Source organism: Sphingobium sp. CECT 9361 (assembly GCF_918741285.1).
GTDB lineage: Bacteria > Pseudomonadota > Alphaproteobacteria > Sphingomonadales > Sphingomonadaceae > Sphingobium.
Genome location: NZ_CAKKNC010000036.1, coordinates 1 through 23,109, shown reverse-complemented (window position 1 = coordinate 23,109; position 23,109 = coordinate 1). Strand labels below are relative to the sequence as shown.

Sequence of the window (23,109 nt, the reverse complement as noted above, 5' to 3'; positions counted from 1 at the left end):
GAGCTACAGGTGCTCGATCGAGACCGATGTTTACGAGATTGGAGGACAAGAGCGAGCCTGGTAGATCGCCATGTTCAATCTTTGTTCTTCAACATGGCCAAAATCGCAGCTTCGGGCCGACTGGGCCAAATTATCGGGCGCGAAGGTGAGGCAGTCGCGCACCGCTTCCAGCGTGCGGTCCTGGCCTCGCGATTCCGGGTCGCACGCCACCCACAGGAGGATGCCGGCGATCAGCGCCTTGGCTTCCTCGTTCCAATGCGCCTCGCCGGCTTCGCCGGGAGCGTCATAGACCAGCGCGTCGGCCAGCGTCATGCAGTCGTCGGCGAGATCGAGGCCGGCAGGGTCGATGCGATCGAGCGGATTGAAGGCAGCGCCGGGAAGGCCCGTCACCCCGAACGGATCGAGGACATGGACCGGGCCGAACTTTGCCCGATGGCGGGCGGTGATGCGGGCATTCTCGCCCTTGGGGTCGATGCAGACGACCGGGCCGGGATAGTCGAGCAGGTTGGGAATGATGGTCCCCACGCCCTTGCCGGTGCGCGTCGGCGCGATCGTCAGCAGATGCGAGGGGCCGGCATAGCGCAGCAGCCTGCCGTTCTTGCGGTCGCGGCCGATCAGCAGGCCGTCGCCATTTTGGGCGAGGGGGCGAGTTTCCCGATCGGTGGCGAAGCGGGCCGAGCCGTGCGTGGCATCGCCGGCAGGGCCGCCGTAGCGCAGGATCAGCGGTTGAAAGAGGGCGCGCAGCGCGACGAGGATGACGACGATCGCCGTCAGCATCATGACGGTCTGATAGATATGGGAATCGTGGGCCAGGCCGAGCAGCCTGCCAAGAATGAGCGGCACCCCAAGCCCCAGCACCAGGCCGGTGATGAGGAACAGGACCAGGACGCCGAACAGGTGGCGGATGAGGGCGACCGGGCTGGTGACGAGGGCCGTGATCGCCCATATCGGCTGTTCGCGCGCGAGCCGCGCGAGGTTGCGGATCGCGCGGCCGAGCTGGCGGAACCATTCCATCATCAGGATTCCCTCCCGCTGTCGTTTTCGAGATGTTCGGCGCAGATCGCGGCGGCGATCGTGTGGAGATGCTTCACGCGGTCAACGAGCCAGGCCAGTTCGTCGGGGGTGATTTCATAGGCATGGGAATAGCGCGCCTCGACATAGGCGCGCTGGAGCTGCGCAAAATGGCGGCGGGCGGCGCGGGTATCGCGCGGCCAGGCTTCGATCAGCCGGGGATCGAGATTTTCGGCAAGCGAGCGCAGGATGCCGATGCGGTGCGATTTGGGCGCGTAGAGCGTCAGGACGAGCAGCAGGCCATGATAGGCGCGCTCGACGGCCTGGTGGAGCATGAACGCGGCATGGTTGGTCTCGCCGTCGCGGATCGCATATTCGGCGAGCGTCAGGCAGTATGCGGCATCGGGGAGCCACTTGTCATAATGCGCCCTGGCTTCGGCGTGGCGTTCCTGCGCGTCGAGCTGGCGCGGCACGGCGAGGCGCTGTCCCGGCGCTTCGTAGAGGGCGATCCCATCGCGGGCTATGTCGGCGAAGAAGGGACGGCCGCGCGCGAGCTGGTCGTTCACGTCCATCAGCGAATGGACGATGAAATTGACGGGCGTGGCGAGCTGGCGGGTGACGGTCAGCTCGCGCACCAGATGATCGTCGGCGACAGCCCACCATGTTGCAGATCGGTGAAGGTCTCGGAGTTGACGATGACGAGCAGATCATAGTCGGAGATATAGCCGCTGGCGCGATCCTCGACCCAATCGCCGCGCGCGTAGGAGCCGAACAGGATCAGCTTGAGGATGCGGCCGCCCTTGCGCTTGTCGGAGAGCTTGGTTTTGACGGCATCCTCAAATTCATCGAACAGGACGCGGGCGACCCGTTCCAGCTCGCGGCGCTTGGCGGCGGGAAGATGATCGAGGCCGGCGCGCATGGTCAGCGCGCTTCGGGCAGGTCGATAGCGGTGATGCCCTGAGCGGCGGCGATGGCGTCCACCAGGCTATCGACGGTTTCCATGCGATGGCTGGGCCAGTCGCGTGAGACGGTGACATAGCCGGCGTCGGTCTGGACGTTGATGATCGCCGTGGCGGGCAGCAGATCGAGCAGGGTTGCGAGCTTGTCCTGAATATCGGGGGTGATGTGGTCGATGCCGGGGCCGACCATCAGGAGCTGCCAGGAAAGGCGCGAGGTGTCGTCAGTCATGGGCGGTCTGTTCCTTGCTGTCCTGTCCTTCCGCTTCCGCGTCGAACGCACGTTTGCCGCGCCGCTTCCAGAGCGCGAGCGCGTTGCCATCATCACGCGCGCGGGCGGCAAGATCGAGCATCGCGCCGTAGAGCGTTGCGCGATCGTCGTCGGCCAATTCGACGAGGCCGGCCTTCTGGACGAGGCCGCCCAGCTCTATGAGATGGCGGGTGCGTTCGCGGCGCTGCACGACCCATCCTCTCGTATCGGTGCGGCGCTTGGCGGCTTCAACCCTGTGCCTCGCCTGCGCCAGTCTGGTTTCCGCTTTCGCCGTTGCCGCCAGAGCGTCGCCCAGCCTTGCGCCCGCGTCCCTGAAAGAAGGCCGCGCCCCGCGAGCGCAACGCCTCCTTTTCGCCAGCGTCGGCCGATTCCACGGCAGCGAGCAGCGCGCCGGCGAGTGTGTCGAGATCGAGCGCATCGGCCCCGGTTGCCGTCACCAGTAACCCAAGTTGCTCGATCTTCTTGGCCTTGATAGACTTGGCCTTGTCGCTCAGTGCCCGCAATTCGGCGTCATAGTCGCGCGTTTTTCGCATCACTCTCTCCCTCGCGCCCGTCGAACAGGAGCCGCACAGTAGCACGATCGCGCTGGCAGGACAGCGGTTCCATCATGAAATGCGGCCAAGTCAATCACGCGAACGGCAGAGAGTGGTGAGTGCGCGCTTATACGTCGTTGCCGACGTGCGCTAAGAAGGGCAGTATAGCGGCTGTCATGGCGATCTACCATTTCTCGGCCAAGGTCATCAGTCGCGCCAACGGATCGAGCGCCGTTGCGTCGGCTGCCTATCGTGCGGCGGAACGGCTGCACGACGACCGGCTCGGGCGCGACCATGATTTCTCGAACAAGGCCGGCGTCGTTCATTCGGAAATCCTGTTGCCCGAAGGTGCGCCGGAGCGTTTAAACGACCGCACGACCTTGTGGAACGAGGTCGAGGCGGGGGAGGTCAGGAAGGACGCGCAGCTTGCCCGCGAGGTAGAGTTCTCGATTCCGCGCGAAATGAATCAGGTGCAGGGCGTCGCGCTCGCCCGCGAATTTGTCGAAAAGCAGTTTGTCGAACGCGGCATGGTCGCGGACCTCAATGTCCATTGGGACATGGGCAAGGATGGGATGCCCAAGCCCCACGCGCATGTCATGCTGTCGATGCGCGAGGTGGACGGGGAAGGGTTCGGGAAGAAGGTCCGCGAGTGGAACCGAACCGAGCTGTTGGAGAGGTGGCGCGAGGCATGGGCGAACCATGTCAACGAGCGGCTTGCCGAGCTGGATATTGATGCCCGCATAGATCATCGCACCTTGGAGGCACAGGGGATCGACCTGGAGCCGCAGCACAAGATCGGGCCAGCGGCATCGCGTATGCCCGAACAGGGCCTTGAGGCGGAGCGGGTCGAGGATCATGCGCGGATCGCGCGCGAGAATGGCGAGAAGATCATCGCCAATCCGGAAATCGCGCTCGACGGTATCACGCGGCAACAGGCGACGTTCACGCGGCGCGACCTGGCGCAGTTCGCGTTCCGGCACAGCGACGGCAAGGACCAGTTCGACCAGGTGATGAGCGCGGTGCGGACCAGCCCCGAGCTGGTGGCGCTGGGCAAGGACGGACGCGGCGAGGACCGCTTTACCTCGCGCGATATGATCGACACCGAGCAGCGGTTGGAACGCGCCGGCGATCGGCTTGCTGGACGGGAGGGGCATGGTCTCCCGGCGGCAGCGTGGAATCGTGACGCCGCCGCCGGAAGTGGGGGCCTGACACTCGGGGCAGAACAGCAGGCCGCGCTGGCACATATCACCGGCAAGGGCGATCTTTCAATTGTGGTCGGCTACGCCGGCACCGGCAAATCGACCATGTTGGGCGTTGCGCGCGACGAATGGGAGCGCGCCGGCTATCAGGTGCGCGGCGCGGCCCTGTCGGGGATCGCGGCCGAGGGCTTGGAAGGCGGCTCCGGCATCCAGTCGCGCACGATCGCCAGCATGGAATATCAGTGGGGCCAGGGGCGCGAGCTGCTAGGTCCGCGTGACGTGCTGGTGATCGACGAGGCCGGCATGATCGGCACGCGCCAGATGGAGCGCGTGCTGTCAGAGGCCGAGCGGGCAGGGGCTAAGGTCGTTCTTGTCGGCGACGCCGAGCAGTTGCAGGCGATCGAGGCCGGCGCGGCGTTCCGCGCGCTGGCCGAGCGCCACGGCGCGGCCGAAATCAGCGACGTTCGCCGGCAGCATGAGGACTGGCAGCGCGACGCCACGAAGGCGCTGGCGACGGGCCGCACCGGCGAGGCGATCCATGCCTATGAGCAGCACGGCATGGTCCACGCGGCCGACACGCGCGAAGCTGCGCGGGGCGAGCTGGTGGGCCGCTGGGACGCGCAGCGGCTTGCCGATCCGGACAAGACGCGGATCATCCTCACCCACACCAATGCTGAGGTGCGCGATTTGAACCAGGCCGCGCGCGAACGTCTGCGCGACGCCAGCGAGCTGGGGGCGGACGTGCGCGTGTCGGCCGAGCGGGGGCCACGCGACTTCGCCAGCGGCGACCGCATCATGTTCCTGAAAAACGAGCGCGGCCTTGGCGTGAAGAACGGCACGCTGGGAAAGGTCGAGCGCGTTTCGCCCGACAGCATGGCGGTGCAGCTCGACGATGGCCGGAGGATCGCGTTCGACCTCAAGGACTATGCCCATGTCGATCATGGCTATGCCGCGACCATCCATAAGTCGCAGGGCGTGACGGTGGATCAGGCGCATGTGCTGGCGACGCCGGGGATGGACCGTCATTCGGCCTATGTCGGCATGTCGCGGCACCGTGACGGGGCGCAGCTCCACTATGGGCGTGATGATTTTGCCGATCAGCGTCAGCTCGCCCGTGTCCTGTCGCGTGACCGCGCAAAGGACATGGCCGGCGACTATGGGCGTGAGGGCGCTACGGCCGAGCAGGACCGGGTGCGTGCGTTCGCCGAGCGGCGCGAGATCCGGTTCCCGGAACTCGCGCGGGAGATGGTCGCCAAGGTGCAGGCGAAGGCCAAGGGCATGTTCGCCGGCTTCCGCCCGAAACCGACGTCGCCCGAGCCGGTGCGCGACGGCAAAGGGGGGCCGATCAACACCGGCTCCGAGCGGGGATCGCCCGCGCCCAATCAGGCCAAGGCGATCGAACGCTATGCGCGCGTCCAGGCCGATATGGACCGGATGCGCGAGAAGGGCTTGCCTGTGCTCCCGCACCAGAAAGAGGCGCTGGCGAAGGCCGGGGACGCGCTCGATCGGTTGCGCCCCCAGGCGGCTCGGGATTTGGCTTCCGCGTTCGAACGCAACCCCGCACTGGTGCGCGACGCGGCCGAAGGCAAAGCCGGCGGGGCGGCGCGGGCAATGGCCGAGGAAGCCCAGGTCCGTTCCAATCCCGAACTGCGTGCCGACCGCTTCGTGGAGCGCTGGCAAGGTATGGCGCGCGAGCGGGCCGAGCTCGCGCGCAGCGGCGATCGTGCCGGCGCGGAGCGCACGGCCAAGAAGATGGATGGCTTGGCGGGAGGACTGCATCGCGATCCGCAGCTCGAATCCGTGCTGCGGCGGCGCGCGCCCGAACTGGGGCTGGAGATGCGCCGGGATCGTCCGATCAGCCAGGAATTGACCCGTTCGCTGGAAATCGGCCGCGATCGAGGGTTGAGCCGATAAGGAGAGACAATGGCGGACGAGGAATGGGAGGAAGGCGGCGACGCGGCGGCGGAAGCATTCGAGCAGGTGCGCGCCGCGGTCGAGCAGCAGCGCGGCGAGCTGGCATTGATGCGCCGCGCCATCGAGGGACTGGCGGCCGAGCGCGCCAGCATCAACGTGCCCGACTATTCCGAGACGCTGGGGTATGTCGTCCAGGGGCTGGACGGCATCAACGGACGCCTGGACCAGGTTACGACGGCCATCGTGAAGTCGCCGGCGCTGGCGATGACGCCTGCACAGGTTTCGGCGCAGATCAATCGAGCGGCGGCCGACCTTCGCAGCGCCGACCATGCCGCCCTCGCGACCGCCACCGACGAGATGAAGCAGCAGGGGCGCGAGCTGCGCACCGTCGTTCAATCGGCGCTGACGGCGCGGGATCAGAAGGACCGTCAACTATGGTTCGGGTTGAGCGGGTTGCTTATCGGCATCCTCCTCTGGTCCTTCCTTCCCGGTATGGTCGCGCGCGAGATCGCGCCGGCGAGCTGGCAATGGCCCGAACGCATGGCGACGCGGGCTCTTGCCGAGGCGACACCGTGGGATGCCGGGCAGCATTTGATGGCGAGCGCGTCACCGGCGAGCTGGGAGGCGATCGTCGCGGCCGACAGGTTGCTGCGCGACAATCGTGAAAAGATCGAAGGATGCCGGCAAGCGGCAAGGAAGGCGGATCAGCCGGTGCGATGCACGATCCAGGTGGGAGTGAAGAGATAATGGTGATTCCCTACCGCTCGACGCCCATATTCGATGAGGCGACATTGCCCGCTGCCCTGCGCTCCGAACATCGCACCAAGGCCGGTGTGTGGGGCGTGATCCGGGTCATCGAAGGGAGATTGAAGCTCACCTATCTCGACCCGGCCTCGGAGGTGGTCCTTACACCTGACCGGCCAGGGCTGATCTTGCCCGAACAGCCGCATTTCGTGGAACCGCTCGGAGCCATGCGGATGCAGGTCGATTTCTACGATCAGCAGCCAAGCCTTTAGGGAGAGCCATGCCTAAAACAGCCTTGTCATACCCGCTTCTTGCCATCCTCGCGCTTGGTGGCTGTGCGACGCGCGACCCGGCACCGAGTCCCGGCTCGCTTCCTACAAGCCTGTCCCGGCCCGACGCCGAGGCTTTGCCGCATGACCTGACCTATGGCGCGGCGTTAATGACCGTCAAGGTCTACCCGCACCTGGCAGCGAAGGCCGATGCAAACGCCAATCTGTTCATCTCCCCGGTCAGCTTGTCGCAGGGCCTGGGGCTCGCCTACCTTGGCGCGCGGGGCGCCACGCGCGAGGAGATTGGCCGCGTGCTTGGTTGGGATTCGTCCCGCAACGTCCCTGCGCTCATCAAATCCTACAATGCCCAGCTTAACGACACCGGCGATGCCGATACCGCGCTCGGCATCGCGAACGCGCTGTGGCTGGCGAAGGGATTGCCGGTCCGGGACGAGTATGTCGCCGAGGCGCATGCCGGCTTCGGAGCGGCTCCGGAAACCGTCGATTATGCTGGTGATCCCACCGGAGCGGCCGAGCGGATCAATGGCTGGGTTTCGCGCGAGACGAAGGGCAGGATTTCGGAGATCGTCTCTCCGAGCGGCTTCGGGGATGACACCGCCGCTGTGCTGACCAACGCGCTTTACTTCAAGGCGAAGTGGCAGGTGCCGTTCGAGGAGACGGAAACGCGGTCCTTCACGCGTGGCGACGGCACGCGCATCCCGATCACGATGATGAAGCGGATTGGCCGGTTCGACTACCGCGAGACCCGGGAAGGGCAAGCGATCGCGCTGCCTTATGGTCGCAACGGTCGTTTCGTGATGGAGATTTTCCTGCCACGTGACGCGGCAACCCTGCGCCGCTGGGAGCGTGAGCTGAAGGGTGTCGATTTCTTCGCCGGCGAGCAGGGCGGCAATGATCGTTTCGACCTGTCCGCGGAGCAGGCTCGCGAGATGCGGATCGTTCTGCCCCGCTTCGAAGCGAGGTTCGATGAGAGCGTGAAGGCAGCGCTGATCGCAGCGGGCATGCCAAGCGCCTTCGACCAGCAGCGTGCGGACCTGTCGGGGCTCGCCAGCGGTGCGCGCCTCGCGATCGATGACGTGGCGCACGCGACCTTCCTGCGCGTCGATGAGGAGGGCACCGAGGCGGCGGCGGCAACCGCAGTCAAGATCGTCGTGACCAGTGCGCGGATAGAGCCTCAGGTGCCGGAGATGGTGGTCGATCGTCCTTTCCTTGCCACCCTGCGAGACCGAAAGAGCGGCGCGGTGCTGTTTTTCGGGCGCATCGCCGATCCGACAGCGATTCCATAGGCGCACTCAGGCCATGCTCCGTTCAGCCGTGCGGGCGTAGCCTCCCGGTATGATGATGGTGTCGCTATCGCGAGCGATCGGCACGGCTCTGGCCGGTGCGGCGTTGAGCGCGTCCACGCCCGCCATGGCGTGCTCCTGCATCCTGCCCGACAATATCGAGGCAGCGGGACGCGCGGCGTTCACCAAAGCCGATCTTGTTGGTGAGTTGGAGATAGGGCGGGCGCCGGTGACGGCACCGCGCAGTTTCTGGTGCGGGTCGGACGGACGAGCACGACCATGGTTCAGGCCCGGGCATAAGATCGAGCAGAGCCGCCCCGCGCGCGTTATCAGCATCACGAAGGGCCGCGTCTCGGGACCAATTCGCATCCGCACCAGTCCGGTGATGAACATAGGTGGCCGGTGCGGAATGACCGGGAATAGCTGCCAGGTGTCTCTCGGCCGAAGCACCGTTCGGACCGGCCCCATGCTGTTTCGGCGTGTTGCGCCGGGCACCTATGAACCCTTGGACGTTTGCACCCAGTCGGCGTTCACCACCTGGCTCGAACAGCGCCAGAAGCGTCGCGCACTCCCGCAGACGCGGTAACGCTTCGAGGAACCATCGATTTCTTGAATCACCGGCGTGCCATTGATTCAAGAAAGTCGCCGGACTTGGAGAGGCATAATTCGTAGGCTCCGCGCCATGAATGGCGCGAACCTGTCCTTGCCCGAGCCGATCGAGCTGGTGGCGCTCGATCCGGCGCGCAACATCCGCCGGCGCTACAGCATCACCGCGAGCCTCGATCTTTTCGGCATGATCGTTGTGGAAACCCGCTGGGGCCGGATCGGCTCACACGGCCAGGCCCAGCGGCACGCCTTCATCGATCGCGCGGCGGCCGACCGCCACATTGCCGCGACCCTGCGGCGGCGCGGCACGGCCGAAACCCGGATCGGAGTGCCTTACAAGCCGGTGCCCACCGAGATTTGAGCCGCCACCGCCACATCGGCTGCTTGAAGAAACCGGCCGGTGCTACGGCCAGCATGTTGCCGGCTCAAGCGGCGCATCCTCTCCTGGACGACAGCCCTGGCGACCATCGGCCGACCGTAGCGCTCCGCATTCTAGCCGGAAATGGTTCAGCGGGACAGGATGCCGGCGGTCCCTTGCACGTCTGGCGTTCGCCTGTGAGCGCTACGGCGGCGATGGTCATGGCGCGCTCGCGTCGAAATGGACGCTCTGGAAAAGCCTCGTGCCAGATCTTCTCGGCCATCGATGCAAGCTCCTGCGGCGTCGGCGGCCGAGCCTCACGAATGCACGCTATCAAGGCGCGCGGGAACAGGCGCTCCATCGTCTCTCTCCGATCGCGATATGGGAGCCTTATAGCACGGGCGCAGCCCCGATCGACCGGGACGGGACGAAGCGGGCCTTGAAGCGGTCTGGCCGGAAACATCGGCGCCCGCACCCTATATCGCTTGAGGGGCAGGAGAGCCCTGCCCGGAGAATGAGATGCCGTCCGATATACCTGCCCGTGTTCCCTTGCCGATCGCCATGCCCGACAATGCGTTCGGAGCAGCGCTGATCGAGCAGGCGGCGTCGCTCAGCGCCTATGCGCGGCGACTGACTGGAGGGGGCGCCGATGCCGACGACCTTCTGCAGGACACCATGCTTCGGTGCTGGACCGCGCGCGCCAGCTTCGCGGCGGGAACAAGCCTCGCCGCCTGGACCCGGACCGTGATGAAGAACTGCTTTCTCACCGGTCGTCGCCGCGCCCGCTTTCACGCCGACCTGCCCGAGGATGCGCGCGACCGGAGGGCATCGCGTGGATGGTACGCCAGACAACGCTAAGCCCGAACAATACCAGAACGGCGATGTGAGGGCGGTCAACGGCGGAAGTCGATCAGCCCCAGCTCTTGCCACATCCACGTAAAATCATAGGTGGCCATTGGCTCGCCAGTCCCGGATTTTGCCGCACCATTCTCTATATATTTTAGCCAGTCGGCAACTTTCGCCCGGCCTGCCTTTGTACGGGCCAAAGCCCGCGGTGTCTTGTTGCCGAGGGCGGGCACCGCTTCATCAAGCGTTTTGGTATATTCGCGTGTCAGCATCTCATGAACGATGCGCTCCCTTTCGTCCGACGGGATATCGAGCGGCTCTTCCTGCGGAGCGCGGGCGGCGTCATCGGCCATGAACTGGGCCATAGTCCGAATTTCGGTCATAGGTGTGCTCACGCAATCACCGAGCCATTCGCGCATCTGCGTGATCGCTTGCTCCGCGCGGGCGGCGCTATTGACCTCAACGATCAGTTTGCGACCCACCAGTTCGACATTGGCAAAAACAGGTGTGCCGTCCTCCATGGTTGTCACAAAAGCCTGCCCGCCTTTGGTCGTTCGTGGTTTCCTGTTCTTCGTCACTGGCGCCAGCCAGTTCCAGAACGTATCGCTCGCAGGTTCCAGCCATTGCGCCGCGTTCAGCCTGCGAACCACGCTCTTGCCGATCACGCCCTTCGCCAGGGGGAACACGATACGGTGGAACACAAGATCATCGCCATCGGCATTGACCATTTCCGGCACGCTGCCGGACATGGCCTTGCCCAGACAATCAAGCAGCCAGATATTGGTGAAAATCGGACCTGACGCTTTTAGGAGGCCCTCCCTTTCGGGAGGGGACAGTCGGTCAGTACCTGGCCCATCGTCTTCAAGTTGGGAAAAGGCCTCGATCACTCGCCCGGCGCCGTCCGCGCTGAACGGTAATAAGGCGCCGGAAATCCCATGGCGGCCATTCACCTCGATGACCCGTGCGGCGATCTTGTCCCAGTTAACAAGGGTCTGCGTTGCGCTATGTTCGCGCACCGTGACCGGCGCAATATCGCGCAGAAGATCCCGCAAGGTCATCGACTGCCCGGGGACGACCTCGCTAACCTCATAGAGCGACATCACCGTATCGCGCAGTGCGCGCATGTAAGCCTTGTTCGGCGCTTTCTCGTTCCAGCCCCGGCGCTTGAGATACTCATCGACGAGATTGAGGCCTTCAGGCTCGAGTTCCTGTGTGAGCAAGTCTTCGAAAGCACAGCCCCACAGCTGCGCCTCCCAATGATCGCCGATGATGTCGAATATATCATCAGGCTCAAGATCCATCGCATCGCAGGCCGGGCCAAGATGCGCGACGAGCATCTCGTCCATCATCTCGTCCCAGGGCGCACGGCCCAAGTACTTCATCAATCCGGAAAGATCGTGAGCGGATTTCGGTCTGGACATTCAGGCAGGCCTTTCCACGCCAAGGCGGCGCATTTCGCGATAGATAGTCGATCGGCCGATGCCGAGTTGCCGCGCCGCTTCGGTCGGCGAGATACGGGCTTCAACCAGTTTGATCGCGGCATCCACCTTGGACATGTCGAGCGGCTGACGGCCAGGCTGCTTGCCCTTGGCGCGTGCGGCAGCGATGCCGTCCCTGGTCCGCTCGGAAATCAGCCGTCGCTCGAAATGGGCAATGGCCCCGAACACATGGAAGATGAGTTCGCCGGCGGCCGACGATGTGTCGATCTTTTCCTCAAGACTCAGAAGAGCGATGCCCTGGCCGCGTAGCGTCTCGACCGTGGCGAGCAATTCGGCCAACGAGCGCCCGAGCCGATCGAGGCGGACCACCGCTAGGGTATCACCCTTACGCGCATAGGCGATCAGTTCGGCCAGACCGGGCCGCTCCATGCTCTTGCCCGACATGACGTCGGTAAACACCTTGATGGCGCCCGCCTTCTCCAGTCGCATGGTTTGGCCCGAAACATCCTGATCGCCGGTGCTGACGCGGGCATAGCCCAGAATATCGCCCATGCCGTGCGTCTCCCCAACGGTCGTTCTGTGGACGCTATGGAGGGCAGCCGCTGCGCCCCACCCATATCCGTCCACATACTATGTCTCTTTACTCCTCGCTGTCCATAGGCCCAGATGACCTTTTGTGGACAGGAAACGGCATGACGAAGCGCAAGCATCGGCTCTGTTGCAAACTCTGATGCGGTTGCCAACGTTGGGCCTTGTCTTGGTAAGGTCGGTTGTGATGGACGATTTCAAAGGGCGGCATTTTACCGGAGAAGTCATCCTATGGGCGGTCCGCTGGTACTGCCGGTACGGTATCAGCTACCGTGATCTCGAGGAAATGCTGGCGGAACGTGGCATCGATGTCGATCACACGACCATCTATCGCTGGGTGCAGCGCTACGCGCCGGAGATGGAGAAGCGGTTGCGCTGGTTCTGGCGGCGCGGCTTTGATCCGAGCTGGCGTCTCGATGAGACTTACGTGAAGGTGCGGGGCAAATGGACCTACCTCTACCGGGCGGTCGACAAACGGGGCGACACGATTGATTTCTACCTGTCGCCGACCCGCGGCGCCAAAGCTGCGAAGCGCTTTCTTGGCAAAACCCTTCGCGGTCTGAAGGACTGGGAAAAGCCGACGAAACTCAACACCGACAAGGCGCCAAGCTACGGCGCCGCAATCGCCGAGTTGAAACGAGAAGGAAAGCTCGCCCCAGAAACCGAACACCGGCAGGTGAAATACCTGAACAACGTGCTCGAGGCCGACCACGGCAAGCTCAAGATGCTGATCAAGCCCGTGCGTGGTTTCAAATCGATGCCGACAGCCTACGCCACGATCAAGGGCTTCGAGGTGATGCGCGCCCTGCGCAAAGGGCAGGCCCGGGCATGGTGCCTGCAGCCAGGGATCAGGGGAGAGGTGCGTCTGATCGAAAGATCATTTGGCATTGGCCCCTCGGCCATGACCGAGGCCATGGCCATGCTCAATCAGCATTTCAACAAAGCGGCCTGATCCCAACAAAGGCGCGGTGCCGCTCGGCGGTCCCGAATGTTTGCAACAGAGCCACCTTGAAGACAATCCGGATGTGAAACGCTATCGCGGCCACACGTCCTTGTTCGCGGAGTTTGGCCGTGACGACGGGCTGCGACTGACTACCAACAGCCGCATTAATTTCTCGTCGGGCAAGGGCGCAATAGACGCTGAGCTTTCCTATCCGCTGGACAAGATCGTTGACACCAACCTCAACGTCTATGTCTTCGGCCAAGCCTTTGCTGGCTATGGCGAAAATCTGCTCGATTATGACCGCAAGGCGACACGACTGCGGCTTGGGGTCGCTATCGTCCGCTAATCCGGAACCGGGCAGAATCTATCGTAAGGTAGCGGGCCCGGCGTTGGACGTCCCCTTACCCTGATGCAAAAGTGATTTATGCATCATCGGAAGGCCAACGGCGTAAGAGTCTGTTTGAGAATTCATGAGATGATCGGGAGATTGCCATGTTACGTATTTTTATTGCTGCCACTACTATGGCAGTCTTGCTTTGGTCGCTGCCTGTATCCGCTGAAGAAATCCCTCGCTGCTCCTCCTCGTCTATTCCCGCAGCAGACAAGGCGCGCCTCACGGCGGAATACAAGCGGCGGTTTCTGGCTGAAGGGAAAACCAAGGCCGATGCCTGGGCCGGTGAGCAGGGAAGGCGCCATCGCGAAATCATGGAAAGGCAAGGTATCTGTCCCCCACGCGAACCGGCGAATAGCCAAGCCAATTCAGCGCCCCCGCCTCGAGAACAACCGACGAGCAAAAACCGTAAAAAGGGCAAGTGTACCCGTACCGTCTGGCAAACTCGTCATATAGCGAGCGCAGGTGGAGGCCCAATGAATACGATTAGGGTGCCTGTCTGCGTGAACTAAGCGAGCGACAGCAATGCTGGTGTGTTCGGTTATCCCGCCAAAGGGCACACAGGAAAAGCTCTGGTGCGAAGTCAAAAGTTTCGCATCAAACCAAAAGCCGCGCTTTTCCGTGCCCTTCCCTGATGCAAAAATCTGATGCAGAATCGCGCCATGATTTACGGCTATGCGCGCGTCTCCACCAACGGCCAAGATTTGGCCCAGCAGCTCGCCCAGCTTGAGGCGGCGGGCTGCGCGAAGATCTACCGCGAGAAGATCAGCGGCGCGTCGGCCGAGCGGCCCCAGCTCAAGCGCGCGATCGGCGCGCTCGATCCCGGCGACGTGCTGATGGTGACGGCGACCGATCGCCTCGCCCGCAACACGCGCGACCTCTTGAACATCCTCCATGCGGTAAAGGAGGCCGGGGCCGGCTTCCGCTCGATCGCCGAACCGATGGTGGACACGACCTCGCAGCTCGCCGAAGTTGTGATTGCCGTTCTAGGCGTCGCGGCCAGCTACGAGCGCCAGCGGATCGCCGAGCGCACCAGCGCTGGCCGCGCCCAGGCCAAGGCGCGCGGGGTCAAGTTCGGCCGCAAGAGCGCCCTCACCCCGCACCAGCAGGCCGAGGCGCGGCGCAAGCTCGACGCAGGCGACACCCAGCGATCGGTCGCGGCGCTGTTCAACGTCAGCCAAGCGACGATTTCGCGGCTACAGGGGTGATGAGCGACGCCCCCCGCCCTCTCTGGCGTTGATTTAGGCGGCGATCGCCGGCGCACATTCCCAGCGCCTGCCATGCCAGCGGAATCCTACCCGCTGCGCGTTGCTGATCGCTGGCGGCTCGCCCTTGCGCCAGAAGGCGCGCATCTTTGCCTGATCGTCAAGATGAGCGTCGGCCACGATCGCGCGCGCGGCCTGGATGAACTGCCCATGCCCGAACACATAGACCAGCGAGGCGGGCGGCATGGCGGCGAGCCGCGCCAGCGCGGCCTCGCAGCGCCGGAGCAGGGTGGCGAAGCTCTCCGCCCCTTCCCCGTCGCAATAATCAGGATCGGCCGCGCTCCAATAGCGTTCGAGGTGCGGCATCCGCTCCGCGCTGCGCGTGCCGTTCCAGCGCGCCGGTTGCAGATAGGTGAACTCCTCTATCGGCCACACTTCCACCGGCACGCCGGGAAAGCGCGCGATCGTTGGCGCAGCCGTCTGCTGCGTGCGGGTATAGGGCGACGTGACGATGAGCGCGGGCGCTTCTATCCAGCTCGCCGCGACTTCGCGTGCCTGTTCCTGGCCCAGCTCCGTCAGCTCGATCGCGCCGAGATCGTGGCAGGGCACGCCGGCGTTGCCGGTAGATTCGCCGTGGCGAATGAAGATTACGCGCATGGCTATTCAAACAGTTCCGCATGAGTGCCGGCGCGCACGAAGTTCACCAGATTCCCCTCAATCGTATAGATCAGCAGGAAATCGCCGCCGATATGGCACTCGCGATGATCGCTCCAATCGCCTTTCAGCGGATGATCCAGCCATTCCGGGCCTAACGGCGCGTCGTTGGCGATGAGCATCATCATCGCCTCCTTGAGCTGTTTCATGTTGTAGCGCCCGCTGCGCGACAGCCGCTCCCAATCCTTGACGAACCTTTTTTCGTAGGACGCCTCTCTTGGGAACGCCGCCCGCTTACTGCTGGCGGGCTTCTTGGTCGAGGGCATCGAACATTTCCTGGGCATCGGTGAAACGGGCGCGGCGAGCCTTCATCGTCGCGCGGGACGCCTCGATCGCGGCGCGCGTCTCGGCGTTCGGCACCTTCAGCTCGAACGGCAACGCATGATCCTTGGCGACCCGCGTGAGGGTCATGCGGACCACATCCGAGACGGTCAGCCCCAGCTCGGCCAGCACGGCGGCGGCTTCATCCTTCAATGTTTCGTCGATGCGCGCGCGCACGAAAGCGGTAGCGGCCATTGGAACCTCCTTAGTCAAGCCGATAATGTAGCTCAGTTGAGCAACAATTTCAATCCAGGCTAGGGGGCGGCGCCTGCCGCTGGCGCGGCACCGTGGCCCTACTCGCTTCGTTCCCCAAGCCCGCAAGCGGTCTTGGCCCAAGGTGACGACCCACATGGCGGGGGCGAGATCGCAAGCGGGTCTCGCTTCATGGTGCCGGCGTGCGCCGGCGTCGATCCTGTTTGAAGGGGGAAAGGCGGTCCCGGCCGCCTCTCCCCCGCAACGGGATTAGACGGGGCCGTGCCTCGCTGCGCTGCGGCCGCACCACCCCCATCGAATCCCGCTGCCCCCCTCTCTCGCCGGCGTTCTTGGGCGTCCGTGTTCCGGCCGATGGCATGGCCATCGCCGAACAGGCGATTTGAAGGGAGTAAGGACGATGACCCACGAAACCCGCGAAAGCTGGCTCAATGCGGTGGCGGCGGGCATGGCCCCGCTGTTCGAGGTGCTGGACGCCCCCCTGCCCGACCGCGTGCGCGTGGCGATCGGCTTCACCAGCAGAGGCGCGAAGGCCAAGGCGATTGGCGAGTGCTGGGATAATCGGTTGAGCGCGGACGGGCATTTTGAAATCTTCATCCGCCCGGACCTGGCGCACGCGCCCGACGCGATGCCGGCGCAGATCGCAGCCATCCTCGCGCATGAGCTGGTCCATGCCGCTGTCGGCATCCCGGCAGGGCATGGGAAGACGTTTAACGGGTCGCCCTTGGGCTGGGGCTGGTCGGGCCGATGCGCGCCACCACCCCCGGCGAGGCGTTCCTTGCGGCCATCGCGCCGATCCTGGAGTGCGTTGGCCCCCTCCCCCATGCCCGTCTCGACACGGACGGGGAGTCGACCGCGCCCAAGAAGCAGAAAACCCGGATGCTCAAATGCGAGTGCGCGACGTGCGGCTATACCGTGAGGACCGCGCGCAAATGGCTTGAGCAGGCCGGAGCGCCGCTTTGCCCGATCGAGGATCACGGCCAGATGGAGCATGAGCCGCTGGACGATGACGACGCCGAACCGGAGGAATGATGCGGCGCGCTTTCGTCATTTCAGATTCAGCGCCTCCCTATCGTCATTTCGGGAACGACAGGGCTTCCCCTCCCGGTCTATTGTGTATACAAGTATAGGATTATACGTGTAGGAGTGTAGCATGAAGGTTCTCGCCATTCTCTCACAGAAAGGCGGCGTTGGGAAAACGACGCTCGCGACCTGTCTGGCAGTCGCGGCCGAGCAGGCGGGCAAGGTCGCCGCGATCATCGACCTGGACCCGCAGGCGACGGCCTCGTTCTGGAAGGACGTGCGCCAGCTCGACACGCCCGCCGTGGCGTCGATTCAGCCGGTGCGCCTGCCCGCTATGCTCAAAGCCTGCGAGGACGCCGGCACCGATCTTGTCGTGATCGACGGGGCGGCGGTCGCGCGCGACGTGGCCTATGAGGCAGCGCGTCACGCTGATTTCATCCTGATCCCGACTAAGACGGCCGTGTTCGACACGATGAGCATGACGCACACCCTCGACGTGGTGCGCCAGCTCGACCGCGCCTTTGCCGTGGTCCTTACCTTCGTGCCCCCGCAAGGTCAGGAAACTGGCGATGCGATTCAGGCCGTGGCGGAGCTAGGCGCGACGGTTTGCCCGGTGACGATCGGCAACCGCAAAGCCTTTTTCCGCGCCCAAGCCGCAGGCCGGGCCGTGCAGGAGTTCGAGCCGCATGGGCCAGCGGCCGACGAAATCCGCCGACTATACGAGTATACAAATATACGCCTATACAATCAGGCGGAGGTGGCGTGATGGCGAAGGGCGGAAACAGTCTGCAAGCGGTGCTGAACCGCGCCAAGGCGGACGGAGACGCGGCCCCGGCCCCAGCGTCGGCGATCGAGCCGGTAGACGTGACCCGCAAGGCCCCGCCGAGCGGCCGACAGGGGACCAAGCTGATTGGCGGGCATTTCCCTCCCGAGGTCAGCACGCAGCTTCGCATTATCGCGGCCGAGGAAGGGACGACCGTTCAAAGCCTGCTGGGCGAGGCGCTGGACGACCTGTTTGTGAAGAAGGGAAGGGGGCGCATCGCCGGCTAGTATAGATGTATACAATTATACACCTATACATCTATACACCTATACTAGCGCAAGGGGGCAGTCTTGTGCTTGTTGCGACAGAAGCCGATGAAGGCGGCGCGGGGGCTTTTCAGTTCCGGCCGCCCGCTGTCGATCCACCATGACACCCATTGGTCATAGAGCGCGTAAACGTCATAGCCAGGCGCAACGCTCTTGGCGTCGTGGAAGCCTTCGGGGTCGATATAGGGCCGCTCGGGTTCCGCCTCGATCGCCTCGACCGTATCCAGAGCCTCGCGATTGCGGAACGTGACCGTATCGCCGTTCATTTCCACGGCATAGTCGGGCAGATGATCGTGCGCGACGAGATCGCGCAGCATCGAGCGGAACACGCGCAAATGGCTACTCGCGCCGGTCTTTTTCTGTAGCGTTTCGACCGAGATCGACCATTTTTCCTGCGCGCCGCAATGCTTGCGCGCCAGCTCGTAGATACGCCGTTCGAGCGGCTTGCGGAGGCGGAAATAGTCGCGATGGAGCGTCAGGACGCTGCGCCCCTCAACCATCTTGAACAGCCAGTCGGATAGCGTGACCTTGATTTCCGACATTTGGCCGGAGCGGGTTTGCCGCACGATCCGCCATTCATTGATGAGGCCGAAACCTTCGGTGATTTCCTCGCCATCGGCCTTGATATTCGTGGTGATCCGCGTCCCCGACAGCCGCTCGAACGCGCTCCGCAGCCGGTCATAGCCGTCGCCATCGGTTTGCCGGTTGGTCCACACCAGTAGATCGCGAGCAGTGAGGTGCAAGGTGCGGCTCGGTCGCTCCCCCTGGTTCATCTTCCCGATGAGCTGGGAGATGCAGTAGATCAGAATATCCTTGTCGTGGATCGTCGCCAGCCCTTTGACGCTGGGGACGATTTCGAGCTTGTTGCCGTTATGCTCATAGCGGAACACGCGCCGATCGGGCTTGGTCGCGAGCGAGAAAATCGGATGCTCCATCGAGGCCATGTCATCCTTGGGGATGGCGTCGAGAACATCGCAAATGAACAGATCGGGATCGGGGTAGCGAACAGGCAGCAGGGGAGGGCGTCCCTCCGCGCCGTTCGGGGTTTCATTGACGGCAAGCGGGAGTTCGGGGTTTCGTTGACGGTCAGGCTCGATTCGGGGTTTCATTGACGCGCACCGTAGATTCGGGGTTTCATTGACGCAACGGAAAAGTTCGGGGTTTCATTGACGGGTGATCGCGATTCGGGGTTTCGTTGACGCAGATTCGGGGTTCTGGAGTCACCAGATTCGGGGTTCCGTTGACGCCGAGGGCAAAAAAACGCCCGATTATTCTAATATTTTCAGTTGCTTATGAAACCGCCAAAATCCCGTAACACGACTCTTTAACCCATATATTAACACTAGGCCGACCTGTGGATAACTTTAACCGCAGCGCCCACTCGACGCCGGATCATCGTGGTTTCACCCACCAGCGTCCCGCCAGATCGAACAACTTGTCCTGATTTTCGGGACAGAGGCAGCATGATCCACTCGCGCCGCGCTACCGGCACCGGTCAGAGGGAAGAAAAGCGCCGCCTCTTGGGGGCTTCGCCCCCGCCGGCTCGCGGCCTTCGGCCGCCCCGGATCGCTTTGCGATCCTCCCACCCGGCATCCCCATGATGAGCCGGCTTCGCCGGCACGCTTTTTGCTAGATTGAGGATCGTTTAAACGCCCCGCTTCTATCGACACCACAGCGCCAGCGGCACCGTCGCAATTGGCTTTCCAGGAAAGCCAGGCGGATAGGGCGGTGATCGAGCCGAGAGGGCAGGGGAGGCGGAAACGTCGCAGCAGGGGCGATTTCCGGGCCGCTGGGCTTCATTCTGGACGTTTGGCAGGCCGGGGAGGGTCCAAGCGGCAATGGCGCTCTACGGGCTTCCCATGCGGCCGATTTCTGGAAAGCTAGATCCTCGCGAGGTCGGGGATCGAAACGGCGAGCCTCAAGGTTTGTGCGCCAGGCAACGATTTCACGGATTTGGCCCCGAACATTGCTGCGGGAGAGGGCGGAATCCTACGCCAAGAGCCGGCAGGGCAGGGCGCGGAAAGTCCGCTAAACAACGCCAAGGGCGAACAGACGGCGAACATGTATATTTGTATACGCCTATACATTCGCGCCTAGTGGCGCGTCCGCTTCGGTGGCGTCGGCGCGGCCATCAGCTCATCAAAGGCGGAGTCATCGCCCAATGCGTAGCGGCGCAGCGGATCATCCTCGGTCATGCGGCCGGCCTGGACTTCGCGCCATGTCACATATCGCAGCCGGCTCCGGTCCAACGCGCCATCGACAAGACATTCCGCGCGCAGGAACATCCATATCTGGCCCTGCCGGTGCTGGGCGAAGGCTTCAAGATCGCCGTTCGTCTCTTGGAGATGCACCGCCACAAGATCGCAGACGAGATTGAATATCCGCATGAGGCCGAGCCGGCTTTCCTCATCGGTGATCGCTTCGTGCAGCTCCAACACTTCGTCGCGGATCGCCGGAAGAGGTGCGGAACCGCTCTCTCCATAGCCCGCCTTATTCACCAAAAGTGTCCTGAAGGGTTGGCGGGAGTGGCGTAAGCCTCTGATCTGAATTAGGAACTGGGTGTCTAAGCCGAACCTGCCGCAGGGCAGAAAATGCCACGGGCCACACCCGCCATGAACGATGATATCGCAAGCTCATTTGGATTCCCAGCAGTCGGCCGCAAGAAAATCACAGCTGCGTTCGACGGTGGCCGGCTTACCTCGGATGGCGGTGTTCTACTGCTTGCACAGGCCGAGCGCGCGATGGGGATTTGCCAGCGCCTGGCGGCTTGTATTGCCGATCCGCGCGATCCAGCGCGGGTGATCCATCGCCTGGATGACATTCTGCGTGCCCGTGTGTTCGCGATTGCGTGCGGCTATGAGGATGCCGATGATCTCGATGCTCTGCGCGACGATCCAGGCTTCCGCCTGGCGCTCGGCAAGCTGCCGGAATCGGGCGCGGGGCTGGCCAGCCAACCGACGATGAGCCGGTGGGAAAATGCACCGACTACGCGCGAACTGGCCAGCATGATGGCCGCGATGATCGACATCTACTGCGCCAGCTATCCCGCCCCTCCGACAGCGGTCACGCTGGATATCGACGACACGTGCGACGTCGTGCATGGCTATCAACAGCTCTCGTTCTGGAACGGGCATCATGGGGAGCGCTGCTTCCTACCGATCCATATCTACGACACCGCGACCGGCAGGCCGGTGGCCATGCTGCTGCGCACAGGCAAGACGCCTTCTGGAAAGGAGGCGGCGGGGCACATCCGACGCCTGGTGCGTCACCTGCGCCGTAATTGGCCCGATACCCACATCACTATCCGCGGCGACGGGCACTATGGTCGACCCGAGGTCATGGCCTACTGCGATGCGGCCCGCGTCGATTACGTGTTCGGCCTGCCCACCAATTCAGCGCTGCGCGCCGATCCCGCCATTGTTGCGGTCGCCGATGCCTGCGCGGTCAAGCGCGCCCAGCGTCAGTGTCCCGTCCTGCGCAACTATGCCGAGACCCGCTATGGGGCAAAGACCTGGAAGTGCCAGCGTCGCGTCGTTGCACGGATCGAGGCCAGCACGCTGGGCATGGACATCCGCTATGTCGTCACCTCGTTGGCAACAGGATCGGCCGAGCACATCTACGACACGCTCTACTGCGCGCGTGGTCAGGCCGAGAACCTGATCAAGCGCCACAAGTCCCAGCTCGCCAGCGACCGAACCTCGTGCCGCTCGGCCAATGCCAATCAGATGCGCCTGATACTGCACACTGCCGCATACTGGCTGCTATGGCGCATCCAGCAGGCGATGCCCAGGACCGCTGCTCTGGCAAGCGCGGAGTTTACCACCTTGCGCCTGCGGCTGCTCAAGGTCGCTGCGCGCGTCGTAGAAAGTGCTAGCCGCATCCGCATTGCCTTCGCTTCCGCCTGTCCGGATGCCGACCTGTTCCGCGCCCTCGTTCTCCGGCTGAAGCCTGCGCCGACGTAGCCCATGCGGCAGCGCCGCAGAACTCCGAGCCCAGCCCTTCAACCCGAAAAGCCCATCAATCCGAATGCGGTGAAACAAACGCCAGCGATGCCGGTCGTCCGCGCAATACAGCCAGCCGCAGCAAATGCCCAGAGCGGGCCCGAAACCGAGCGTCGTGAATAAGAGAGGATAGGCCATGAGCCGGTCCCAAAGATCAATGACGCGTTGGTCCATATTCTATCCTTCCGCCCTTGGCGGCAGTTCTGACACTATACAGCAAACGGCCTTTTTCACTTCGTCGATAGTGTCCGTTCACGCCTTGTCGAACTTCCCGGCGAACTCGCGATCGGCGTAGTAGCGCAGCTTGGCGGCGACGATCGGCCGTTGCCCCGCAAGGAACAGGAGCTGCAAATCCTCGCGCAGCGTGCGGACTTCATCCGGCGTCAGCAACGGCCGCGCTACATGCTGCGATCCGAACGATATGCCGGTTTCCTCCGCGTCGATCGCGCGGCTCATCGTCTCGAACACGACTGTCTCCTGGCCGAGCAGATCGGAGACGAGCCTGGCGCTGTCGTGATCGTTGACGCCGAACACTTGCAGCACGCCGGCGTTGGACAGGAAGGTGCCGGCGCGGCGCTCGTAGAGCGCGCGGAGCTGGTGAACATCTTGCAGGATCGGCCAGAGCTGGATGCCATAGCCGGCCATCAGGCCCATCGCGCGCTCGACGGGTTCGAGGCGGCCGAGGGCGGCGAACTCATCGAGCAGGAACAGGACGGAGCGGGCAGGGGAGGACGGCGCGCGCGCCAGATCGGTCAGCCCTTGCGCGAGCATCAGGCGCAGCCAGCGGGCATAGGTGGCGAGCCGATCGGGCGGCAACACCAGATAGACGGTGGTGGCGTGCGCCTTCACATCGGCGAAGGTGAAATCCGAGCGCCCCAGCACGGCCGACATGCGCGGCGAATCGAGGAAATGGGTATGGCGCTGCGCGGCCGACAGCACGCCGGCGGCCTCGCGATCGGACTTGCCCAGGTGGCGGTTCGCGGCGCGGGCGATCAGGCCGCGCGCCTGCGTGCTGCGCGACATTTCCCGCAGCATCCTTTGGAAATTGGCCCAGTCGGCCCGAAGCTGCGATTTTGGTCATCTTGGAGAACACGTCGGGAACGGGCTGGTTGTTGTTGACGATCGCCCATGCGAGGAACGACGTTCCGCTCCGATAAGGGAGCGGCGTTATGAG

The 23,109-nt window shown here is 63.8% G+C and carries 24 protein-coding genes and 4 pseudogenes; 14 read left to right on the top strand and 14 right to left on the bottom strand.

What is annotated here, in order from left to right:
- Positions 1–135: 135 nt before the first annotated feature.
- From LQ220_RS23190 to LQ220_RS23170, 5 genes and pseudogenes are all read right to left on the bottom strand, one after another.
- Positions 136–1,014 (bottom strand): annotated as a pseudogene (locus tag LQ220_RS23190) (type IV secretory system conjugative DNA transfer family protein); the annotation flags it as partial.
- A 2-nt stretch (positions 1,015–1,016) separates the two neighbouring features.
- A pseudogene (locus LQ220_RS23185) lies at positions 1,017–1,930 on the bottom strand (HEPN domain-containing protein).
- Between the two features lie 2 nt (positions 1,931–1,932).
- Positions 1,933–2,199: a hypothetical protein gene (locus LQ220_RS23180; protein ID WP_026109288.1), complete on the bottom strand. Its 267-nt coding sequence runs from the start codon at positions 2,197–2,199 to the stop codon at positions 1,933–1,935.
- The gene (locus LQ220_RS23175; protein WP_017501678.1) at positions 2,192–2,428 is read right to left on the bottom strand and encodes a conjugal transfer protein TraD; all 237 of its coding nucleotides are present in this window, start codon (positions 2,426–2,428) and stop codon (positions 2,192–2,194) included. The genes LQ220_RS23180 and LQ220_RS23175 overlap by 8 nt, the downstream gene beginning before the upstream one ends.
- 37 nt (positions 2,429–2,465) lie before the next feature.
- Positions 2,466–2,771, bottom strand: a complete 306-nt coding sequence (locus LQ220_RS23170; RefSeq protein ID WP_017501677.1) for a conjugal transfer protein TraD — start codon at positions 2,769–2,771, stop codon at positions 2,466–2,468.
- Between the two features lie 176 nt (positions 2,772–2,947).
- Here LQ220_RS23170 and traA point away from each other — a divergent pair, with 176 nt between their 5' ends.
- From traA to LQ220_RS23150, 4 genes are read left to right on the top strand one after another with little or no spacing between them, the layout of a single operon-like run.
- Positions 2,948–5,884 carry a Ti-type conjugative transfer relaxase TraA gene (gene traA, locus LQ220_RS23165; protein ID WP_017501676.1) on the top strand — a complete coding sequence of 979 codons (2,937 nt, stop codon included), beginning with the start codon at positions 2,948–2,950 and terminating at the stop codon, positions 5,882–5,884.
- Between the two features lie 9 nt (positions 5,885–5,893).
- Positions 5,894–6,631: a DUF6118 family protein gene (locus tag LQ220_RS23160; RefSeq protein ID WP_230190405.1), complete on the top strand. Its 738-nt coding sequence runs from the start codon at positions 5,894–5,896 to the stop codon at positions 6,629–6,631.
- Positions 6,631–6,900, top strand: coding sequence for a DUF1971 domain-containing protein (locus LQ220_RS23155; RefSeq protein WP_010339208.1), 270 nt, complete (start codon positions 6,631–6,633; stop codon positions 6,898–6,900). Before LQ220_RS23160 ends, LQ220_RS23155 begins: the two co-directional genes overlap by 1 nt.
- 8 nt (positions 6,901–6,908) lie before the next feature.
- The gene (locus LQ220_RS23150; protein ID WP_230190404.1) at positions 6,909–8,204 is read left to right on the top strand and encodes a serpin family protein; all 1,296 of its coding nucleotides are present in this window, start codon (positions 6,909–6,911) and stop codon (positions 8,202–8,204) included.
- 6 nt (positions 8,205–8,210) lie between these two features.
- Here LQ220_RS23150 and LQ220_RS23145 read toward each other — a convergent pair whose 3' ends face one another.
- Positions 8,211–8,594 carry a hypothetical protein gene (locus LQ220_RS23145; RefSeq protein ID WP_157102546.1) on the bottom strand — a complete coding sequence of 128 codons (384 nt, stop codon included), beginning with the start codon at positions 8,592–8,594 and terminating at the stop codon, positions 8,211–8,213.
- A gap of 289 nt (positions 8,595–8,883) precedes the next feature.
- Here LQ220_RS23145 and LQ220_RS23140 point away from each other — a divergent pair, with 289 nt between their 5' ends.
- The gene (locus LQ220_RS23140; protein WP_017501672.1) at positions 8,884–9,168 is read left to right on the top strand and encodes a WGR domain-containing protein; all 285 of its coding nucleotides are present in this window, start codon (positions 8,884–8,886) and stop codon (positions 9,166–9,168) included.
- A gap of 516 nt (positions 9,169–9,684) precedes the next feature.
- Positions 9,685–10,023 carry an RNA polymerase sigma factor gene (locus LQ220_RS23135; protein WP_230190403.1) on the top strand — a complete coding sequence of 113 codons (339 nt, stop codon included), beginning with the start codon at positions 9,685–9,687 and terminating at the stop codon, positions 10,021–10,023.
- A gap of 35 nt (positions 10,024–10,058) precedes the next feature.
- Here the strand turns inward: LQ220_RS23135 and LQ220_RS23130 are convergent, their stop codons facing one another.
- Both LQ220_RS23130 and LQ220_RS23125 read right to left on the bottom strand, forming a co-directional pair.
- Positions 10,059–11,432 (bottom strand): hypothetical protein, encoded by a 1,374-nt coding sequence (locus tag LQ220_RS23130; protein WP_026109286.1) that lies wholly within the window; start codon positions 11,430–11,432, stop codon positions 10,059–10,061.
- On the bottom strand, positions 11,433–12,002 hold the full coding sequence (locus tag LQ220_RS23125) for a recombinase family protein (RefSeq protein WP_017501669.1): 570 nt from the start codon (positions 12,000–12,002) through the stop codon (positions 11,433–11,435).
- Between the two features lie 223 nt (positions 12,003–12,225).
- On the opposite strand from LQ220_RS23125, the gene LQ220_RS23120 reads away from it, so the two are divergent.
- The 4 genes from LQ220_RS23120 to LQ220_RS23105 all read left to right on the top strand — a co-directional run bounded on the left by LQ220_RS23120 (position 12,226) and on the right by LQ220_RS23105 (position 14,580).
- The gene (locus LQ220_RS23120; protein ID WP_026109285.1) at positions 12,226–12,990 is read left to right on the top strand and encodes an IS6 family transposase; all 765 of its coding nucleotides are present in this window, start codon (positions 12,226–12,228) and stop codon (positions 12,988–12,990) included.
- Between the two features lie 16 nt (positions 12,991–13,006).
- Positions 13,007–13,327, top strand: coding sequence for a phospholipase A (locus LQ220_RS23115; protein ID WP_354958518.1), 321 nt, complete (start codon positions 13,007–13,009; stop codon positions 13,325–13,327).
- Positions 13,328–13,473: 146 nt separating this feature from the next.
- Complete coding sequence (locus LQ220_RS23110; protein ID WP_137710489.1) at positions 13,474–13,884, top strand: hypothetical protein; 411 nt, start codon at positions 13,474–13,476, stop codon at positions 13,882–13,884.
- A gap of 150 nt (positions 13,885–14,034) precedes the next feature.
- Positions 14,035–14,580, top strand: coding sequence for a recombinase family protein (locus tag LQ220_RS23105; RefSeq protein WP_038292857.1), 546 nt, complete (start codon positions 14,035–14,037; stop codon positions 14,578–14,580).
- Positions 14,581–14,613: 33 nt separating this feature from the next.
- Here the strand turns inward: LQ220_RS23105 and LQ220_RS23100 are convergent, their stop codons facing one another.
- From LQ220_RS23100 to LQ220_RS23090, 3 genes are read right to left on the bottom strand one after another with little or no spacing between them, the layout of a single operon-like run.
- Positions 14,614–15,234 carry a histidine phosphatase family protein gene (locus LQ220_RS23100; protein WP_017501689.1) on the bottom strand — a complete coding sequence of 207 codons (621 nt, stop codon included), beginning with the start codon at positions 15,232–15,234 and terminating at the stop codon, positions 14,614–14,616.
- Positions 15,235–15,236: 2 nt separating this feature from the next.
- Positions 15,237–15,557, bottom strand: a complete 321-nt coding sequence (locus tag LQ220_RS23095) for a type II toxin-antitoxin system YafQ family toxin (RefSeq protein WP_026109291.1) — start codon at positions 15,555–15,557, stop codon at positions 15,237–15,239.
- Positions 15,526–15,807, bottom strand: a complete 282-nt coding sequence (locus LQ220_RS23090; protein ID WP_017501687.1) for a type II toxin-antitoxin system RelB/DinJ family antitoxin — start codon at positions 15,805–15,807, stop codon at positions 15,526–15,528. Before LQ220_RS23090 ends, LQ220_RS23095 begins: the two co-directional genes overlap by 32 nt.
- A gap of 415 nt (positions 15,808–16,222) precedes the next feature.
- On the opposite strand from LQ220_RS23090, the pseudogene LQ220_RS23085 reads away from it, so the two are divergent.
- The 3 genes and pseudogenes from LQ220_RS23085 (at position 16,223) to LQ220_RS23075 (ending at position 17,895) form a co-directional block, all read left to right on the top strand.
- Positions 16,223–16,854 (top strand): annotated as a pseudogene (locus tag LQ220_RS23085) (transcription elongation protein SprT).
- 121 nt (positions 16,855–16,975) lie between these two features.
- Positions 16,976–17,611 carry an AAA family ATPase gene (locus tag LQ220_RS23080; protein ID WP_017501684.1) on the top strand — a complete coding sequence of 212 codons (636 nt, stop codon included), beginning with the start codon at positions 16,976–16,978 and terminating at the stop codon, positions 17,609–17,611.
- Positions 17,611–17,895: a ribbon-helix-helix domain-containing protein gene (locus LQ220_RS23075; RefSeq protein WP_017501683.1), complete on the top strand. Its 285-nt coding sequence runs from the start codon at positions 17,611–17,613 to the stop codon at positions 17,893–17,895. The genes LQ220_RS23080 and LQ220_RS23075 overlap by 1 nt, the downstream gene beginning before the upstream one ends.
- Positions 17,896–17,939: 44 nt before the next feature.
- Here the strand turns inward: LQ220_RS23075 and LQ220_RS23070 are convergent, their stop codons facing one another.
- Positions 17,940–19,043, bottom strand: a complete 1,104-nt coding sequence (locus LQ220_RS23070) for a replication initiator protein A (RefSeq protein ID WP_004213366.1) — start codon at positions 19,041–19,043, stop codon at positions 17,940–17,942.
- Positions 19,044–20,027: 984 nt separating this feature from the next.
- The gene (locus LQ220_RS23065) at positions 20,028–20,432 is read right to left on the bottom strand and encodes a hypothetical protein (RefSeq protein WP_230190402.1); all 405 of its coding nucleotides are present in this window, start codon (positions 20,430–20,432) and stop codon (positions 20,028–20,030) included.
- 93 nt (positions 20,433–20,525) lie between these two features.
- On the opposite strand from LQ220_RS23065, the gene LQ220_RS23060 reads away from it, so the two are divergent.
- Positions 20,526–21,896 carry an IS1380-like element ISSp1 family transposase gene (locus LQ220_RS23060; protein WP_013039223.1) on the top strand — a complete coding sequence of 457 codons (1,371 nt, stop codon included), beginning with the start codon at positions 20,526–20,528 and terminating at the stop codon, positions 21,894–21,896.
- Between the two features lie 291 nt (positions 21,897–22,187).
- Here LQ220_RS23060 and LQ220_RS23055 read toward each other — a convergent pair.
- Positions 22,188–22,970: pseudogene (locus tag LQ220_RS23055) on the bottom strand (type IV secretory system conjugative DNA transfer family protein); the annotation flags it as partial.
- Positions 22,971–23,109 lie beyond the last annotated feature (139 nt).

Excerpts from the sequence above, each read along its gene's own strand:
- LQ220_RS23180 (WP_026109288.1), bottom strand. The coding sequence starts at position 2,199 with ATGACTGACGACACCTCGCGCCTTTCCTGGCAGCTCCTGATGGTCGGC.
- LQ220_RS23170 (WP_017501677.1), bottom strand. The coding sequence starts at position 2,771 with ATGCGAAAAACGCGCGACTATGACGCCGAATTGCGGGCACTGAGCGAC.
- traA (WP_017501676.1), top strand. The coding sequence starts at position 2,948 with ATGGCGATCTACCATTTCTCGGCCAAGGTCATCAGTCGCGCCAACGGA.
- LQ220_RS23160 (WP_230190405.1), top strand. The coding sequence starts at position 5,894 with ATGGCGGACGAGGAATGGGAGGAAGGCGGCGACGCGGCGGCGGAAGCA.
- LQ220_RS23155 (WP_010339208.1), top strand. The coding sequence starts at position 6,631 with ATGGTGATTCCCTACCGCTCGACGCCCATATTCGATGAGGCGACATTG.
- LQ220_RS23150 (WP_230190404.1), top strand. The coding sequence starts at position 6,909 with ATGCCTAAAACAGCCTTGTCATACCCGCTTCTTGCCATCCTCGCGCTT.
- LQ220_RS23145 (WP_157102546.1), bottom strand. The coding sequence starts at position 8,594 with ATGTTCATCACCGGACTGGTGCGGATGCGAATTGGTCCCGAGACGCGG.
- LQ220_RS23140 (WP_017501672.1), top strand. The coding sequence starts at position 8,884 with ATGAATGGCGCGAACCTGTCCTTGCCCGAGCCGATCGAGCTGGTGGCG.
- LQ220_RS23135 (WP_230190403.1), top strand. The coding sequence starts at position 9,685 with ATGCCGTCCGATATACCTGCCCGTGTTCCCTTGCCGATCGCCATGCCC.
- LQ220_RS23130 (WP_026109286.1), bottom strand. The coding sequence starts at position 11,432 with ATGTCCAGACCGAAATCCGCTCACGATCTTTCCGGATTGATGAAGTAC.
- LQ220_RS23125 (WP_017501669.1), bottom strand. The coding sequence starts at position 12,002 with ATGGGCGATATTCTGGGCTATGCCCGCGTCAGCACCGGCGATCAGGAT.
- LQ220_RS23120 (WP_026109285.1), top strand. The coding sequence starts at position 12,226 with ATGGACGATTTCAAAGGGCGGCATTTTACCGGAGAAGTCATCCTATGG.
- LQ220_RS23110 (WP_137710489.1), top strand. The coding sequence starts at position 13,474 with ATGTTACGTATTTTTATTGCTGCCACTACTATGGCAGTCTTGCTTTGG.
- LQ220_RS23105 (WP_038292857.1), top strand. The coding sequence starts at position 14,035 with ATGATTTACGGCTATGCGCGCGTCTCCACCAACGGCCAAGATTTGGCC.
- LQ220_RS23100 (WP_017501689.1), bottom strand. The coding sequence starts at position 15,234 with ATGCGCGTAATCTTCATTCGCCACGGCGAATCTACCGGCAACGCCGGC.
- LQ220_RS23095 (WP_026109291.1), bottom strand. The coding sequence starts at position 15,557 with ATGCCCTCGACCAAGAAGCCCGCCAGCAGTAAGCGGGCGGCGTTCCCA.
- LQ220_RS23090 (WP_017501687.1), bottom strand. The coding sequence starts at position 15,807 with ATGGCCGCTACCGCTTTCGTGCGCGCGCGCATCGACGAAACATTGAAG.
- LQ220_RS23080 (WP_017501684.1), top strand. The coding sequence starts at position 16,976 with ATGAAGGTTCTCGCCATTCTCTCACAGAAAGGCGGCGTTGGGAAAACG.
- LQ220_RS23075 (WP_017501683.1), top strand. The coding sequence starts at position 17,611 with ATGGCGAAGGGCGGAAACAGTCTGCAAGCGGTGCTGAACCGCGCCAAG.
- LQ220_RS23070 (WP_004213366.1), bottom strand. The coding sequence starts at position 19,043 with ATGAAACCCCGAATCGAGCCTGACCGTCAACGAAACCCCGAACTCCCG.
- LQ220_RS23060 (WP_013039223.1), top strand. The coding sequence starts at position 20,526 with ATGCCACGGGCCACACCCGCCATGAACGATGATATCGCAAGCTCATTT.